The organism is Pseudarthrobacter sp. NPDC058119, from assembly GCF_042884655.1.
In the GTDB taxonomy this organism is placed as follows: Bacteria; Actinomycetota; Actinomycetes; order Actinomycetales; family Micrococcaceae; genus Arthrobacter.
This window is the reverse complement of record NZ_JBHVTN010000009.1, coordinates 1-14,856: the sequence shown is the minus strand read 5'-3', so window position 1 is coordinate 14,856 and position 14,856 is coordinate 1. Positions and strand designations below refer to the sequence as shown.

The window sequence follows — 14,856 nt, the reverse complement described above, 5'->3', positions numbered from 1 at the left end:
ACGCTACGCAGGAGCTGGCTCAGATGTCAGTGATGGCCTCCAGCACCCACTGCTCCGCGAGGGGTTCGCGGCGCAGCTCAAAGGTTCGTAGCTGCGTGTCCGAGCCGCCGAGGCGAACCTGAACACGCCAGTGTTCGATGTCGACGACGTTTCCGACGCCTACGGGGACGCTGCGGCGGGTCTCCCACCATGAGTCCCTGGTGAACCAGTGGACAGGTTCTTCGGTGACGGCCCAGATGCGGCCGTCGTAGCGGACGGCCAGGGGAGTGCCGGCTTTAGTGAAGCGAACGTCCACCGGGGCATTGAGGGTGGGAGCTTCTGGGGTGATGGTCATGTGCTTGGTGTCTTCCTGGGTGGTGCAGAGGGCTGGTCAGGCGGCTTTGACGAGGGGGAGTTCGTCCCAGTGGGTGGTGTATCGGGGGGAGAGCATGTCCCGTTTCATGGTCCAGTCCGGCCCGCCGCGGATCCCGCCGTGGCCCAGGCCAATGGACCCGCGGCCGTACCGGCGGGTGACGTCCTCCAGCAGGGTTCCGATGTGCCGTTCCTCGTGGGGGTTCTCGAACAGTGACAGGGGTGCCTGGTTTCCGCTGGGGCGCAGGTCGGTGACCATGATCCCGGCCCTGGCGTACCGGATTCCTTCGACGATCCGGGGCAGGAGGGCGTGGCCGGCTTTGGTCAGGATCACCGGGTCAGCTGTGGGCATCGGCAACGGCACGCACACCGACGGGTACGAGGTGTCTTTGGGGTTGAAGTGCGAGGTTCCGGCGAACGCGGTCAGGACCTTGGCCTGCAGCCCGTGTTTGGCCAGCCGTGCCGAGGCCTGCTGCCCGTACACGGACATGACCTGGCGAATCCCGGCGGCGGTGGTGATGGGTTTGGCGAATGAGCGGGAGAAGATCAGCTGGTCCCGCCCGATCCGTTCCTCTTCCATCGGGATACAGGGGGTTCCCTGCAGTTCCAGGACGGTACGCATCATCACGACATTGAACTTGTCCCGGATGGCCACCGGATCGGCCCGGACCAGATCAGCGATGGTAAAGATGCCCATCACGTTCAGCCGCCTGGTCAGCCTGCCGGCGATGCCCCACACCTCCTCCACGGACAGCCGGCCCAGCAGTCCCTCCCGCTCTGCTGCGGGGACGGAGTCCCAGTGGCACACCCCGCCGAAGGCCTTGTTGTTCTTCGCCCACTTATTGGCCAGCTTTGCCAGCGTCTTCGTCGGGGCGATCCCGACGCAGACCGGCACTCCGACGTTCCGCCGGACGTCCGCTTTCATGGACCTGCCCATCTCCAGAAGCTCGGCAGGGGAGCCTTTGACGCCGAGAAAGGCCTCGTCGATGCTGTAGACCTCCAGCCAGGCCGAGTACCGGCCCAGCAGCTCCATCACCCGGGCACTGATATCCCCGTACAGCTCGTAGTTGCTGGACAGCGCGACCAGGCCCCATTCCTTGGCCCGTGGGGCGAGCTTGAACCAGGGATCGCCCATCGCGATGCCGAGGGCCTTGGCCTCGGGGGAGCGCGTGACCGCGCAGCCGTCATTGTTGGAGTTCTGTTCCCGGCTTGGTTATGTGGCCCTGTCCGGTATGGTGCGGTTTGATTTATGGGTTTTGGTCGGTTGCATGGTCACATAATTCTCATAGGTTTGAGAGCCAGTTCAGTAGGGTTTCGTCGGATCGCCAGACGGGGGTGGGGCGGGTTGCCGCTGAAGCGTCGGACGGTTCGGTTACCCTGAGGGCTTCCAGCTTTGTTCTGGTGTTGATTTCCGCGTAGCGGTTGGTGGTTGTCAGGTCGGCGTGCCCGAGCCAGTCGCTGATGACGTTGATTTCCACCCCGGATTCGAGCAGGTGCATCGCTGCGGTATGACGGAAGATGTGAGGGCTTACGGTCCGGTGCGTTCCGGGCTTATCGAGGTGTCCAGCGAGCCGCCGCACGACCTTGTAGATACCGAAGCGGGTGAGCGCTTCGCCGGTGGCTGAACAGAAGACCGGGGCGTCTGCCGCGGGTGGTTGTCCTGATGCGGCCAGCAACGCGGTGAGCAGTTTCCCGGTCTGGTCCCATAGAGGGCAGGTCCGCCATTTGTCTCCCTTGCCGTGGAGCCTGACGAGGGCACGGTCGCCGAGTTCGAGGTTCCCCGCGCGAAGCTCGGCGACTTCCTGTGCCCGGGCTCCGGTGTTGTAGAGGAACAGGATCAGGGCGTGGTCTCGCTGGGCGAAGCGGCCGTTGGCTGGCAGGTGCCGCAGCAGCGACTCCATCTCTTCCCGTTCCAGGAAATGTGTCTGTGCCGGTGCGACGCGTTTACTTGGGATGGCGGCAACCCGTTGACAGGTTTGGAGCATCGCGGGTTCCCGGGTGGCGATGTATTCGAAGAATGTGTGCAGGGCTGCCAGTCGTTGGTTCCGTGTTCGGGTGTGGTTGTGGCGGTCGTTTTCCAGATATCGAAGGAAACTGAGGACGTCGTCGAAGCTCATGTCTTCGAGAGTGAGTTTGGTGATTTTGGTGCCCTTTTGCTGGGCCACGAAGCACAGCAGCAGCCGGATGGTGTCGCTGTAGCTGCGCAGTGACGAGGGTCGGAAGCCCTTGACGGTGGTGAGCTGGTCGATGAAGAAGGAGTGGACCAGTTGTCCTAATTGGTGGTTTCCGGTCATGGTTTTTCCTCCGACCAGACGGGTTTGGCGAATGCTTCGAATCTCCGGCTGGCTTCTGAGAGAAGTTCCGGGGTGATGGTCAGGTAGACAGCGGTGGAGGCGGGACTGACGTGGCCCATAAACGTTGAGAGCTGGATGAGCTTGGTCGACGGGTCCAGGCCTTCGCGATACCAGCGCAGTAGGCATCCAACCGCGAAGGAGTGACGCAGGCAGTGCAGGCGCGGTGCGCTGGTCCCCGCAGGAACAGGGAACGCAAGTTCCTCGGTGAGGTGCCTGAACGTTTCGCTCACACCGCATGGGGCGACGCAGTGTCGGCCGTCGAAAGTGAATAACGGATCCGGTCCTGTGCCACCTCTCTCGTGTCGACGCTGAAGCTGACCGGCGAGCAGCTCTCCGATGCGGGGACCGAAGGGGACAAAGCGGCTCTTGCCGAATTTGCCGCCATGGACGATGAGTAACTGCCTGTCGGCATCAATGTCCTCCAGACGCAGGCTGCAGGCCTCTCCGACTCTGAGCCCGAGCCCGTAGCACAAGGCGAAGATCCCGTGGTAGGTCGGGCTGCGGCCCCTGCCCCGGGAGTAGTCAGGAAGGGCAGCGGCTGCGTTGAGCAGTTGCCGGGCCTGGGCCGGATCAAACAGGAACGGCAGCCGCCGGTCCGTCTCGTGACGGCGTCTACCCTGCCAATGAACTGCATCCACCCGCTGCTGGGTGATGGCCCAATCAAGGAAACTGCCGGTAACTCCGATGAGATGGTTGAAACTACGCGACCGCTCTCTCGGCCTGGAGGCCACAAACTCATCGAGCAGCCGCGGAGTGAGTTCGGCCAGATCTGTCACTGCGTGCTCTTCGGCGAAGCCGATCAGCAGGTTCAAGGTGGCCTCCTCAGACAAGTACTTCCTGCCCAATGCCCGCTTATAAGCCAGGAAGTCGGCGACGGTGGCGGTAAGGTTCGCGCTCATCCCAGCACCGCCTCACCATCACCGAGCGCGACCTCGCGCAGCGATTCGACAGCGACCTTGGCGTAGACCTCTGTCGAACGCGCCGAGCGATGCCCGACAAAGTCCCCGATGGTCTTCAGCGCGAAGTTCGCATCGACCAGGCGCTGCACCGCTGAATGTCGCAAGGTGTGAGACCCGGGCCTGCGGACCTCGATGCCGGCATTGAGCAGGCGAAAGCGGGCGCAGGACGAAACCGCCGCAGCGCTCAGCGGCCGACGAGGGGCAATGGCCCGCATGAAGACATGCCGGTCATTCGTTGCTGGGCGCCCATGCTGAAGGTAGTCAACAAGAGCCTCTCCGACCACGGCAGAGAGCGGAAACGCTGTTGAGTGACCGGCCTTGCGTTCGGGCACGGCCAGGCGCTCGTGCTTCCAATCGATGTCATCAAGGGTCAGAGCAGCGACTTCCCGGCCACGCAGCCCGTAGGTGACCAGCAACAGCAAAATGGCATAATCGCGCCGGCCCGTTTCGGTCCGGCGGTCAACACCGGCCAGGACCCGGTTTACCTCAGCCCAGGAGATAGACCGCGGAATGTCCGATAACCGGTAAACCTGAGGCCACCCGACGGTCGGGCTCAGGTCTGCGGAAAGGAGTCCCTGACGGTGTGCATACCGCAGGAAAACCTTCAACGAACTCGCCTCATCCCGCATCGAGGTTTTTGCCAGTCCGGCCCCGGCGCGCTCTACCAGATACGCGCTGAGGACCATCGGGGAGAGTCCTCGCAACGACTCCATGCCGATCTCACGAAGATAGGTTTCGAAATGATCCAAGTGGATGCGATAGCCGCGCACCGTGAGAGGGCGAATGCCCCGCTCCTGGACAAGATACTCGAAGAAGCGGAACGGTCTCGGCAAATGGATGCAGATTCCGCCTCCGGCCGGTCTGCTCAAAACCGGCCAGGACAACCGAGAGCATATGCTCCACCGGGCCGCGGACTTCATTGGCCATCGAACGGTTCGAACCCGTGTGCTCCTGGTGAAGCGCCACCCGATATTCAACGAATGCGTCTACCTGCGCCGGTAAATCCTCAACCCGGGTGACGCCACGAGTGGCCGCGAACTCACCGAACGCGAAGATGATGGGAACCCGGGACCAGACATACCTTTCCTTGTAGTCGTGCGCCGCCAGCCAAACGACATAGTCCTCGATGGCCGCACCCATCCACGAGCTCCGCAGCCGATCAACCGTGGACGGCTTCGCGAAATACTTTTCCAACATGGCAACTTCCCTTCTCACAGAAGAAATGAAGTAACCACCATCCGCCTGCCAGCCGTTATGTGCCATGAAACAACGACGCACAACGAGCAGAACACACCAATCGCCGCCCGACGCCACATAACCAAGCCGGCAACAGAAGACCGATTATGTTCCGCGGAACATAATCAGTCAGCACGATCACGGGCTTGCCTTCCAAGGAAGGGTTGAACGCCCGCTCCGCGGAGGCGTAGAAGCAGTTCACGTCCACATGCGCGATCTGCGGCATGTGCCGCATCAAAGCCGGCCTGGACATCGCCGGCCCTAAATGTGGTGGAGGCATCGGGTGGCGACGCCCCAGATGGTCAGGTCGGACAGGGCAGGTACCTGGATGTCCGGGTAGGCCGGGTTCTCCGCCTGCAACACCACTCCTGTCGGGGTGATCCGCAGCCGCTTGATGGTCAGCTCTCCGTCCAGGACTGCGACGACCACGGCCCCGTCGTGCGGCTCCAGGGCCCGGTTCACGATCAGCTCATCGCCATCGCTGATCCCGGCGCCGACCATAGATTCGCCGCACACCCGCACGACGTAGGTGCTGGTGACGTCCTTGATCAGGTGCGCGTTCAGGTCGATCCGGCCATCAAAGTAGTCCTGCGCCGGCGACGGAAACCCAGCCGCCACCGGCACGGGAGAAACCAGCACCGACAACAACGAAACGCCCGCATCTATCACACGGGGACCGACAATCACGCTCACGACTCGCCTTTATTCGAATATTTGTTCGATAGCTTTTAGTGTAGACCGTGGCTACGACAGAGCAAGAAAGACCACCCAATTGCATCCGATGCAGGATGCAGCCCGTCGTTGCCTGGGCTGGGTGAGGGCCGCTGCCCACAGCCGGGGACAATTCCGTCCGGGTTATCCACCGCTACGACTGCCGAAGGGAGCTTCCCCATGGCTCCCGAAAATCCAGCCGTGGATAACCCGAATTGCCCCCAACCGTGGACAGGACCGGCGCCGAGTGCCGTTCACCAAAGCCGGACAGACGGCGGGCACTCCCCGGCTGGGCGGCGGGCTCGCACTGGTTTTCGCTGCGCTTCAACCAGATGATGGGCGTCCGCTGGCGCGGCCGGCTGTTGGGTCCAGGGGGCGCCGTCGCAGAGCTCCGGACCCCCTGAACCTGGTGTGTCTACGACGTTTTTTGGCTGCTGTCCTTATGTTGTTACCGGGCTCAGTTCCGCGGCCGTTGTAGGGTCGTGGCTACCCAGGGGAGGCGGGTATGGCTTTGGTTGCTGTGCCGGACGGTCTCGTGACGGCTTCGAAGGATTGGCCGCCTGCCACCCCGCGATGACCCGACCGCTAATTGAGAGACGCGACATGATCGCCGGATAAGGACACGACGGCGCGGTTATCTGCTGGGCTCTACTCATCCAACAGACTGGAGGCTGTTCTTGGTGCAACTTTGGGCCGGCATTGACGCTGGCAAAGCCCACCACCACTGCTTTGTGATCGATGCCGACGGAAACCGTCTGCTCTCCCAAAGAATCCCCAATGACGAACCAGCGCTGCTACAGCTCCTGGACGACGTTCTGGAACTAGCCGACGGTGATCCGGTGGTCTGGGCGATGGACCTGAACCATGGGGGACCGGCGCTGCTGATCGCCCTACTCGCTAGTCATGGCCAGGACGTCCTCTACATTCCAGGCCGCACAGTGCATCACGCCTCCAAAATTTACCGCGGCGAAGGTAAGACAGATGCCAAAGACGCCGCCGTCATCGCTGACCAGGCCCGCATGCGAAACGACTTGCAACCATTACGGGCCGGGGATGAGGTCAGCACGGGGCTGCGGCTCCTGACAGCCCGGCGGGCCGACAAGGCAGCGGACAGGGTCCGGGCGCTCAACCGCCTGCAAGCCCAGCTGCTCGAATATTTCCCTGCCTTGGAGCGGGCCTTCGATTACAGCCGGTCCAAGGCCGCCCTGATGCTGCTGAGCAAATACCGGACTCCCGACGGAATCCGCCGCGCCGGCCAGACCAGAATCCACGCCTGGCTGAAGAAACACGGTGCCCGCTCCTCGGCAGCTGTCGCCACAGCGGCAGTTGAGGCGGCAAAATCACAGCACACCATCGTTCCGGCTCAGCATATGGGGGAGGGGATCGTCGCCGCACTCGCCAAGGAGATCCTCACCCTGAACGATGAACTAGCGGACATCGATGCCATGATCAATGAGAAAGTCACCGAACACCAGCACACGCAGGTGCTTCTGAGCATGCCCGGCTTCGGCCCGGTCCTTGCAGCAGAATTCCTCGGCGCCACCGGCGGCGACCTCACCGTATTCCAGACCGCCGATCGGTTCGCGGGCGTCGTCGGGCTGGCACCCGCACCCCGGGACTCCGGAAGGATCAGCGGAAACCACCATCGGCCCAGACGTTATGACCGCCGGCTGCTGCGCGTCTTCTACCTCTCGGGGCTATCGGCTCTGAAGTCCTGTCCTGCTTCACGTGGCTACTACGACCGGAAACGCATGGAAGGGAAATCTCATATTCAGGCAATGCTCTCGCTTGCCCGGCGACGGCTCAATGTTCTGTGGGCGATGCTGCGGGACGGGTCCCTCTACACACCGATGCCGGTGGCCCTACCCTTGGCTGCCTGAGTCGACGCCCACATGCTCACTTCGGTGGGTTTTGGCGGCTAGTTTATGCCTGCTGATGGCGGTAGAGCGTAGCTCTGCTCCAGCCGATCAGGCGTGCAGCCTCTTTCGCGGTGTGTCCTTTTTCCCGGGCATCCGTGGCGACGGCCAGCTTTTCTGCGATGAGGCCGGGATCGGATGCAGGGCGGCCGAAGCGGGTGCCGTTCTGCTTCGCTGCAGCGATCTCGGCATTTATCCGTTCCAGGATGAGCTCGCGTTCGTATTCGGCAAGGGTGGCCAGCATGTTCAGCATGAGCCGCCCGGTCGATGTCCTCGGGTCGATGCCGTCTGAGACGGAGCGGAGGTGATACCCCGGTCCCTGAGCAGCGTCACCGTGTTCAGGACGTCGATGAGAGACCGGCCAAGTCGGTCGACGCGCCAGACCACCACCGTGTCGCCGGGCTCGGCGTACTCGAGAAGCCTTTTCATGCCTGGCCGCTCGATCGCGGCGCGGCTGCCGGAGGTGACATCGGCGAAGACATCGCGTTTCTGTACCCCTGCCGCGACGAGCGCGTCGAGCTGCAGTTGTGCGTCCTGGCTGGATGTACTGACCCGTGTGTAGCCAAGGTGTCTCACCCTGCCATTGTGGCTCGGAAAGGCCCCTTGAAGGCAGGGCTGAGACGCTTCTCGATAAGACGACTTAGCGAGACCTCGGCGGGCTTGGAATGATGCGGATCAATATTCCCGTGGCTGGCCTTGAAGGGGTGTCTTGGAAAGCTTTTGCTTTATGAGACGGTGCTGCCGGTTGGGTGCCTCCCCCGTTTCTTCAGGTAAAGGCGCACATTGAGACTGGAGACTCCTCAGAGTCTGCCTACTCGCAGTACGGTCAGCTGGCACTCTGCTGAGAGGAGGCCGCTCATCTAGTCCGAGCCCAATTAGGTCAAAGAATTGGGTCTTTTTCAATGGCGCGGTGGGGCCTACGTTGGAACAACCGAGCGCCACCCGGGTGCCGAAGCAGGAAGGATCCCGAAATGACAACGCATGTTGCCGACTGCAGCGTGACCAACTGTTCCTTCAATGACCACACCAACTGCAATGCCGCTGCTATCACTGTCAGCGGAGGGGAAGACCACGCACACTGCGCCACCTTCATTGAGACCGGAAGCCACGGGGGACTTCCCAAGGTACTGGCCGACGTCGGGGCCTGCCAGCGCGTCGAGTGCGTCCACAACGACCATCTGATGTGCCAGGCTTCCGAAGTCCACGTAGGCCCCGGGAAAGACAACGCGGACTGTCTCACCTACGCCCACCGATAGCAACGGACTGCTGGCCATGCCAGGAAACCAGCCGCACGAACCTAACGAACCTAACGGACGCTATTCTCGCCGCGGGCCGGGTGTAGCGGGGATCACGAGTGACACGTTCTGCCAGGAACTTGACTCGTTGGTCTACACGCCCTCCGATGGGAAATTGCCTTAGGTGAAGAGTGCCTCGGCGAGGTACTTATCTGGCTGCAGGCCGCCGGGGACGGCGAAAAGGCCGGATCCGGTGTGCTTGAGGTACTCCACGGCCAGTTTGTCGCCTTTGGCCATGGCCAGCTGCATGGGGACGTAGTGGGTCCGGGGGTCGGTGACGAAGGCAATGAAGAACAGGCCGGCATCGAGGTGACCTACGCCGTCGGACCCGTCGGTGTAGTTGTAACCGCGGCGCAGCATCCGCACCCCGCTGTTCTGGCTTGGGTGCGCCATCCGCACGTGCGAACCGACGGGAATCAGGGGCCTGGCGCCCTTGCCGTGCCGGGCGAAATCCGGCTCGGTGAACTCTTCGCCGCCGGACAGGGGCGCGCCCGTGCCCTTGGTCCTGCCGATCAGGTCTTCCTGTTCACCCAGTGACGTCCGGTCCCAGGTTTCGATGTGCATCCGGATCCGACGCGCCACCAGATAGCTGCCGCCCGCCATCCAGTCGTCCTCCGGCCGGGAGGCCTGGGCCCACACGTGTTGGTCGAGCAGCTGTTCATCCTCGACCTTGAGGTTGTTGGTGCCGTCCTTGAACCCGAACAGGTTCCGTGGAGTGTGCTGGGCGCGGGAGGTGGAGGACGTTCGGCCGAATCCCAGCTGGGACCAGCGGACCCGCACCTTTCCGAATCCGATCCTTGCCAGGTTTCGGATGGCGTGGACTGCCACCTGGGGGTCGTCGGCGCAGGCCTGGACCACCACGTCGCCGCCGCTGCGGGCAGGGTCAAGGTCGTCGCCGGGAAAGTGCGGGAGGTCGATCAGGGCCTCGGGTTTCCTGCCTTCCAGGCCGAAGCGGGCAGCTCCGTCCTTTTCGAAGAGGCTGGCGCCGAATCCGAAGGTGAGGGTGAGCTTTCCGGCGCTGAGGTCCAGGGCCTCGCCGGTGTCTTCCGGCGGTGCGCCGTAGGGCCCGTTCACGGCGCCGGTTGCCCCGGCCGGCTGGCCCTCAGTCAGCGCCGCCGCAGCCTCGGTCCAGTCCTTGAGCAGCTGGATGAGTTCCTCACGCTGGTCGGTGGTGACATCGAACGCTGCCATGTGTAGACGGTCCTGCGCCGGGGTGGTGATGCCCGCTTGATGGTTTCCGTGAAAGGGGACAATGGAGTTGTCGGTGACAGGCGGCGCGGGTGCCGCGGACGCCTTGACGGTGTCGTGTCCCAGGAAGCCGGCGGCGAGCCCGGCGGCCGCGCCGCCGACCCCGGCGAGGCTGAGGAGGCCGCGCCTGCTCAGCCGGGATCCCGTTGGCTGTTCACTGCCCTTGGAATCCGATGGTGGTGGGGCGGATTCACTCGGTCCTGAAGGCACCTGCTGGTGACTCCCGAACGGGCAGCCGGTCACAGGACCACCGCCGCGGTCAGCCTCGACAGCGGCTCCCCGAGGGCGTCCACCAGGGAGGCGAGCCGCTGGACCTGCTCGGGGGAGAGTTTGTCGTAATAGGTGAAGCCGCCGCCCTGGCTGTGGGTGGCCAGTTCGGCCTGCAGCGCCGCGAACTTCTCATCGAGCGAGGCGGCCAGGGCCGGGTCCTTTTGCAGCAAGGCTGGCTTCAGGCTTTCGAAAGCGATGCGTGCGCCGTCGATGTTCGCCTGGAAGTCCCAAAGATCGGTGTGGGACCGGATTTCCTCTTCGCCGGTCACCTTTCGGGTGGCCACTTCGTCCAGGAGTCCCTTGGCGCCGTTGCCCAGGGTGTCGGCTGAAAACTCCAGAGTGCGGCTGCGCTCGACCAGGTCCTTGGTGTCGGCAACCATGCGGTCGGCGATGGCCGAGCGTTCGGCCGGCGTCATGGCGGTGTAGTCGGCTGGCGGGAAGAGATCTTTCTCTGCCCGGTGCCAGCCGGTCCATTCCTGGCCTGGCTCGAGGTCGGCCTCGCGGGCATCGAGCTGCGGGTCCAGGTCTCCGAAGGACTCGGCGACGGGCTCGATCCGTTCCCAGTGCTGCCGGGTGGCAGCGTACAACTGCCGTGCCTGCTCGGCGTTGCCGGCTGCGAAGGCTGCGGCGAACTGCTGGGTACCGGTGAGCAGCTGTTCGCCCTGGTCCTTGACGTAGGAGGCGTACTGTCCGGTGGCGGTGTCGAGGAGGTGCTGGAAGTTCGCGTCCGCCGTCGGCTCGTTCCCTGACTGGGTCACCTCCAGCGCTCCCTTGATGCCATCGCCTTCCATGCCCGGCTTGCAGGCGGTGGTGTAGGTGCCGGCGGGGGCGGTGACCACAAGGTTGCGGGTCAGACCGGGGCCGATGTTCTCCACCTCGCCCAGGATCCGCAGTCCGTCCGCTGCCAGCAGGTAGAACTCGGTGACTTCGGTGCCTTCATTCTTGACCGTAAAGGTGAGGTTCCCGCTGGGCACGCTGGCGGCGGAGACCTTGCAGCCGGTGTTCGAGCTGACGACCTCGATTGGGCCGGAGGAGTCCGCGGCGGCTTTCGTGTTGTCGGTGCAGCCGGTGAGCAGCAGGGGGACGGACACGACGGCGGCAGCCAATGAAGCGAGTTTGGTTCTGCGGGTCATCGGAGGGTTTTTATGCAGGGTGAAGACAGGCATGGGGATTCCTTTGGGTGCGGGTGATGGGGGGAATTAGGCGGCCGCGACGGCCGTGGCGGCCTTCCTGCCGGACGCGTCGGGGCTGTGTGGTGCGTTGTGGTTGGTGCGCAGGTACAGGAACAGCACCGGCAGGACGTACAGCAGCCAGGCAGAAGCTTCGAGCCAGGTGGTGGCGGGGGAGAAGTTTAGGGTTCCCTTGAGCAGGGTGCCGTACCAGGACGACGGCGGTACGGCACCGCTGATGTCGAAGGCCAGGGAGTGAAGCCCCGGAAGCAGGCCGGCCTCCTGGAGGTCGTGGATTCCGTAGGACAGCACCCCGCCGGCGATGATGACCAGGGCGGCCCCGGTCCAGGTGAAGAAGCGGGAGAGGTTGACCTTGAGGACGCCGCGGTGGAGCAGATAGCCGAAGCCGGCGGCGGCGATCAGGCCGAGGAGGGCGCCGACAAGCGGCTGGGTGGATTCGCCCGTGGCTTTGGCCGCGGCCCAGAGGAAGAGCGCCGTTTCCAGACCTTCGCGTCCCACCGCGATGGCAGCAACGACGGCCAGGCCCCATCCGGTGCCACCGGCAGACTTGTCGACGCGGGACTTCAGGTCACTTCCGAGCGTCCGTGCGGTGCGGGCCATCCAGAAGACCATCCAGGTGACCAGGCCGACGGCGAGGATGGAGAGGGTGCCGCCGATTGCTTCCTGTGCCTCGAAGGTAAGTCCCTTGGGGCCGAAGGTGAGGAGCGCTCCGAAGCCGGTTGACACGGCTACCGCAGCGACGACACCTGCCCAGATCCGGGGGATGAGGTGGCGTCGGTCCGTCTTGGCCAAGTAGGCCATGAGCAGGACTACCACCAGGGTGGCTTCGAGTCCTTCGCGCAGGCCGATAAGGAAGTTGACGGTCATGGAAAGTTCTTTCACTCAGGTAAGCCTTACTTAGGCAGGCCTAAGGAAGAGGGTACTCGGCGTCATTACGCAAACCAAACGTGACGTATTACGAAAGCACTCCTGCGCGGTTTCTCCTCGGCCGTCCCCTTTCGTGCGACGCTGTCGGCTGGCTTAGGAGTTGCGCTGATAGACGTCGGCGCCAAAAGGTGTCACGCCGGGCTCGCTGGCGGTCCCCAGGCGGGGGAGGCTCAGGAAGTCTTCGATACTGGCCAGGAGGCTGTAGTGGTTGTAGGGCTGCAATGAGGTACCCCCTGCGGCGCTGAAAGGGGAGATGACGAGCGCGCCGGTTCTCCCCCCTGCAGTTCCTCCTGGCGGGCTTCCGGTGGTGCCCTCCGATGGCCCGACGGTGCCGCCGTCTGTCTCGTCGAAGGTGATTATCAGCATGCCGTCCTGTTTGAACGCCGGCGAGTCCAGGATCGGCGGGACCTGCTGGGCCAGCCACTGGTCGGAGCTGGCGAGCCCCCCTTCGCTGCCGTCGACGCAGGGGTGGTCATGTCCGTCGTGGCACAGGTTCGGTGTGATGTAGGACAGGTTGGGCGTGGTGCTTACCGATGCGAGGTCTTGCGGGAGCGCGGCTAGGCTGACCACGTTTTTCGCGCAGTCCGGGGATGAGGTGATGGACTGGAAGTAGACGAACGGGTTGTGCCTTGTGGCGTATTGGTCCGTGGCGGATGTCGCTTTCGTATGGCTGTCCACTGCACCTAATTGTGGGTGCTGGCAGGGGCTTGTCATGTCCTCCATGTAGCCTTTCCAGGTCTTTCCAGCAGCGCTGAGCTGGCCCGCTATCGTGGGGATCTCCGCGGGGTAGACGCAGCCCTCGCCCTGCATCCTGCCCCTCTCATCGGTGCCGGAACCATTGAAGGGGGTGTAGGTGTGGCAATCGCGCTTGGTCACTGCGTTCGGCGGTTGCCCGGAGATCTGCGCCAGGTAGTTCGGCAGGGAGTTATGGGCGATGCCGTAGTAGTTTTCCAAAAGCACGCCCTGTCCGCGGAGTGCTCCGGAGAGATAGGGTGCCGGTGACGTCGCCCCCCAGGTAGTGTCAAAGCCTTTATTCTCAAGGTTGACGACAAAAATGTGATCGGGCGTCCCCGGGCGTTTTGGTGCTGCCGCGGGCTGAGGGGCTTCCGTGGTGGCAGGTTGGTCTGTGGCGGACGGAGACGGCACCGCTTCGCCCGCTTCCTGTCCGGGGTCCAAAGACTGCGGTGCCGTGGCCGTCGTGGCTGAATCGGTGGATGCTGCCGGGGTGGGGGACATTGGTTCGCATCCGGCAAGTAGCGGCACCAGGGCTGCGACCAGCAACAAGCCGGACCACCGCCAAGCCTGGCTCACGGAATGGTACTCCCGCCTACGTTTCACGTGCAGTCCTTGATCTGGTTCCTCCGCCGCCGCCCCGACCGTAAACGGTCGGGCCGGCAAATCGTCCACGTCCCAGCGTTGGAGTCACTGTCGCATACCGGGGCTGGCATTTGGTGGGGCAGAAGCTGGGAGTTAGCCCGAAGGGAAAAGTCTCTTCGACGATCGTGCAGGACAGTGCGAGGCGTGGTTGCCGGCTTGCAGGTTCCGTCTGGTCGAGCGCGACGAAAGGATTCCCTTCGAGGGTTGAGGCGAAACAAAGTGCGACGTCTTGGGTAAGGGTTACCTAACTCGATAGGCTGTCCGTGGAATTAGGTAACACTTTGATGACCTAATCCAAAAAATCACTTGCACCCATTATTAAGGAAACTTATGCCCGTCAACGTCATTGACCAGAGCGTCCCGACCCGCCCTGCCACACCTTCCGCCGCCGCAATCCATGACTTGCCCGGGGGTGCGGCCGCTGGCCGCTCGCTGGCAGTGCTGCGCATCCTGCTCGGCGGAATCCTCTTGTGGGCCTTTGCCGATAAGGTGTTCGGTCTCGGCTTTGCCACTCCAACGGCCAAAGGCTGGCTCGCTGGTGGTTCCCCTACCGCGGGCTATCTCGGTAGCCTGAAGGGGTCGCTCGCCGGGGCGTTCCAGCCTCTTGCGGGGAACCCGGCCGTGGACGCGGCTTTCATGCTCGGGCTCCTGCTCGTTGGTGCAGCACTGGTCTTGGGGGTTGCTCTTCGGGCCGCGGCCGTGGGCGGCACGGCACTGATGTTCCTTATGTGGCTCACTGCCCTGCCCATCAAAACCAACCCGGTCATGGATGAGCACATCATCTACGCTGCCGCGATGATTGCGCTGGCAGCAACGGGCGCGGGAAGGGTCTGGGGCTTCGGGCGTCGCTGGACCGAAAGACTGGCTGCCGCCCCCACAGCGATGCGGGCCGCTCTCACATGATCTGATGCCAAAGAGAGGCGGGGGGGGCCCGGGCAGCCCCCCCCCGCCGTTGGGTGTGGATTGCGCGGGCCCCCCCGGCGCCGGGCCGAGGACGGGCCCCTTTGATTGTTGGGTGCGGC

The 14,856-nt window shown here is 63.7% G+C and carries 13 protein-coding genes and 3 pseudogenes; 3 read left to right on the top strand and 13 right to left on the bottom strand.

What is annotated here, in order from left to right:
* Positions 1-19: 19 nt before the first annotated feature.
* From ACFVTD_RS17905 to ACFVTD_RS17870, 8 genes and pseudogenes are all read right to left on the bottom strand, one after another.
* The gene (locus tag ACFVTD_RS17905) at positions 20-334 is read right to left on the bottom strand and encodes a hypothetical protein (RefSeq protein WP_188812701.1); all 315 of its coding nucleotides are present in this window, start codon (positions 332-334) and stop codon (positions 20-22) included.
* Positions 335-370: 36 nt separating this feature from the next.
* Positions 371-1,546: pseudogene (locus ACFVTD_RS17900) on the bottom strand (Y-family DNA polymerase); the annotation flags it as partial.
* An 88-nt stretch (positions 1,547-1,634) separates the two neighbouring features.
* Positions 1,635-2,645, bottom strand: coding sequence for a tyrosine-type recombinase/integrase (locus tag ACFVTD_RS17895; protein WP_387565454.1), 1,011 nt, complete (start codon positions 2,643-2,645; stop codon positions 1,635-1,637).
* Entirely contained in the window at positions 2,642-3,604 is a 963-nt protein-coding gene (locus tag ACFVTD_RS17890) for a tyrosine-type recombinase/integrase (protein WP_387565452.1), read from the bottom strand. The genes ACFVTD_RS17895 and ACFVTD_RS17890 overlap by 4 nt, the downstream gene beginning before the upstream one ends.
* Positions 3,601-4,434, bottom strand: coding sequence for a site-specific integrase (locus ACFVTD_RS17885; RefSeq protein WP_387565450.1), 834 nt, complete (start codon positions 4,432-4,434; stop codon positions 3,601-3,603). Before ACFVTD_RS17885 ends, ACFVTD_RS17890 begins: the two co-directional genes overlap by 4 nt.
* Complete coding sequence (locus ACFVTD_RS17880) at positions 4,385-4,927, bottom strand: hypothetical protein (RefSeq protein ID WP_387565448.1); 543 nt, start codon at positions 4,925-4,927, stop codon at positions 4,385-4,387. Before ACFVTD_RS17880 ends, ACFVTD_RS17885 begins: the two co-directional genes overlap by 50 nt.
* Positions 4,928-5,024: 97 nt before the next feature.
* Positions 5,025-5,153, bottom strand: a pseudogene (locus tag ACFVTD_RS17875) (hypothetical protein); the annotation flags it as partial.
* A gap of 8 nt (positions 5,154-5,161) precedes the next feature.
* Entirely contained in the window at positions 5,162-5,593 is a 432-nt protein-coding gene (locus tag ACFVTD_RS17870) for a LexA family protein (protein ID WP_387565446.1), read from the bottom strand.
* 695 nt (positions 5,594-6,288) lie between these two features.
* Here ACFVTD_RS17870 and ACFVTD_RS17865 point away from each other — a divergent pair.
* Entirely contained in the window at positions 6,289-7,491 is a 1,203-nt protein-coding gene (locus tag ACFVTD_RS17865; RefSeq protein ID WP_387565444.1) for an IS110 family transposase, read from the top strand.
* 43 nt (positions 7,492-7,534) lie between these two features.
* Here ACFVTD_RS17865 and ACFVTD_RS17860 read toward each other — a convergent pair.
* Positions 7,535-8,103, bottom strand: a pseudogene (locus tag ACFVTD_RS17860) (recombinase family protein).
* Positions 8,104-8,498: 395 nt separating this feature from the next.
* On the opposite strand from ACFVTD_RS17860, the gene ACFVTD_RS17855 reads away from it, so the two are divergent.
* Entirely contained in the window at positions 8,499-8,783 is a 285-nt protein-coding gene (locus tag ACFVTD_RS17855; RefSeq protein WP_347886883.1) for a DUF1540 domain-containing protein, read from the top strand.
* 159 nt (positions 8,784-8,942) lie between these two features.
* On the opposite strand, the gene efeB is transcribed toward ACFVTD_RS17855, so the two are convergent.
* From efeB to ACFVTD_RS17835, 4 genes are all read right to left on the bottom strand, one after another.
* Complete coding sequence (gene efeB, locus ACFVTD_RS17850) at positions 8,943-10,280, bottom strand: iron uptake transporter deferrochelatase/peroxidase subunit (RefSeq protein WP_387565442.1); 1,338 nt, start codon at positions 10,278-10,280, stop codon at positions 8,943-8,945.
* Positions 10,281-10,309: 29 nt separating this feature from the next.
* A complete protein-coding gene (efeO, locus tag ACFVTD_RS17845; RefSeq protein ID WP_387565439.1) occupies positions 10,310-11,473 on the bottom strand; it encodes an iron uptake system protein EfeO in 1,164 nt (387 codons plus the stop codon).
* A 66-nt stretch (positions 11,474-11,539) separates the two neighbouring features.
* A complete protein-coding gene (gene efeU, locus ACFVTD_RS17840) occupies positions 11,540-12,397 on the bottom strand; it encodes an iron uptake transporter permease EfeU (RefSeq protein ID WP_387565861.1) in 858 nt (285 codons plus the stop codon).
* Between the two features lie 153 nt (positions 12,398-12,550).
* The gene (locus ACFVTD_RS17835; protein WP_387565437.1) at positions 12,551-13,417 is read right to left on the bottom strand and encodes an alkaline phosphatase family protein; all 867 of its coding nucleotides are present in this window, start codon (positions 13,415-13,417) and stop codon (positions 12,551-12,553) included.
* Positions 13,418-14,164: 747 nt separating this feature from the next.
* Here ACFVTD_RS17835 and ACFVTD_RS17830 point away from each other — a divergent pair.
* Positions 14,165-14,737, top strand: a complete 573-nt coding sequence (locus ACFVTD_RS17830) for a hypothetical protein (RefSeq protein WP_387565435.1) — start codon at positions 14,165-14,167, stop codon at positions 14,735-14,737.
* The last annotated feature ends 119 nt before the right edge of the window (positions 14,738-14,856 follow it).

What these genes read in the sequence shown, in the direction of transcription:
- ACFVTD_RS17905 (WP_188812701.1), bottom strand. Translation starts at nt 334, where the DNA reads ATGACCATCACCCCAGAAGCTCCCACCCTCAATGCCCCGGTGGACGTT.
- efeU (WP_387565861.1), bottom strand. Translation starts at nt 12,397, where the DNA reads ATGACCGTCAACTTCCTTATCGGCCTGCGCGAAGGACTCGAAGCCACC.
- ACFVTD_RS17880 (WP_387565448.1), bottom strand. Translation starts at nt 4,927, where the DNA reads ATGGCACATAACGGCTGGCAGGCGGATGGTGGTTACTTCATTTCTTCT.
- ACFVTD_RS17895 (WP_387565454.1), bottom strand. Translation starts at nt 2,645, where the DNA reads ATGACCGGAAACCACCAATTAGGACAACTGGTCCACTCCTTCTTCATC.
- ACFVTD_RS17830 (WP_387565435.1), top strand. Translation starts at nt 14,165, where the DNA reads ATGCCCGTCAACGTCATTGACCAGAGCGTCCCGACCCGCCCTGCCACA.
- efeO (WP_387565439.1), bottom strand. Translation starts at nt 11,473, where the DNA reads ATGACCCGCAGAACCAAACTCGCTTCATTGGCTGCCGCCGTCGTGTCC.
- ACFVTD_RS17890 (WP_387565452.1), bottom strand. Translation starts at nt 3,604, where the DNA reads ATGAGCGCGAACCTTACCGCCACCGTCGCCGACTTCCTGGCTTATAAG.
- ACFVTD_RS17855 (WP_347886883.1), top strand. Translation starts at nt 8,499, where the DNA reads ATGACAACGCATGTTGCCGACTGCAGCGTGACCAACTGTTCCTTCAAT.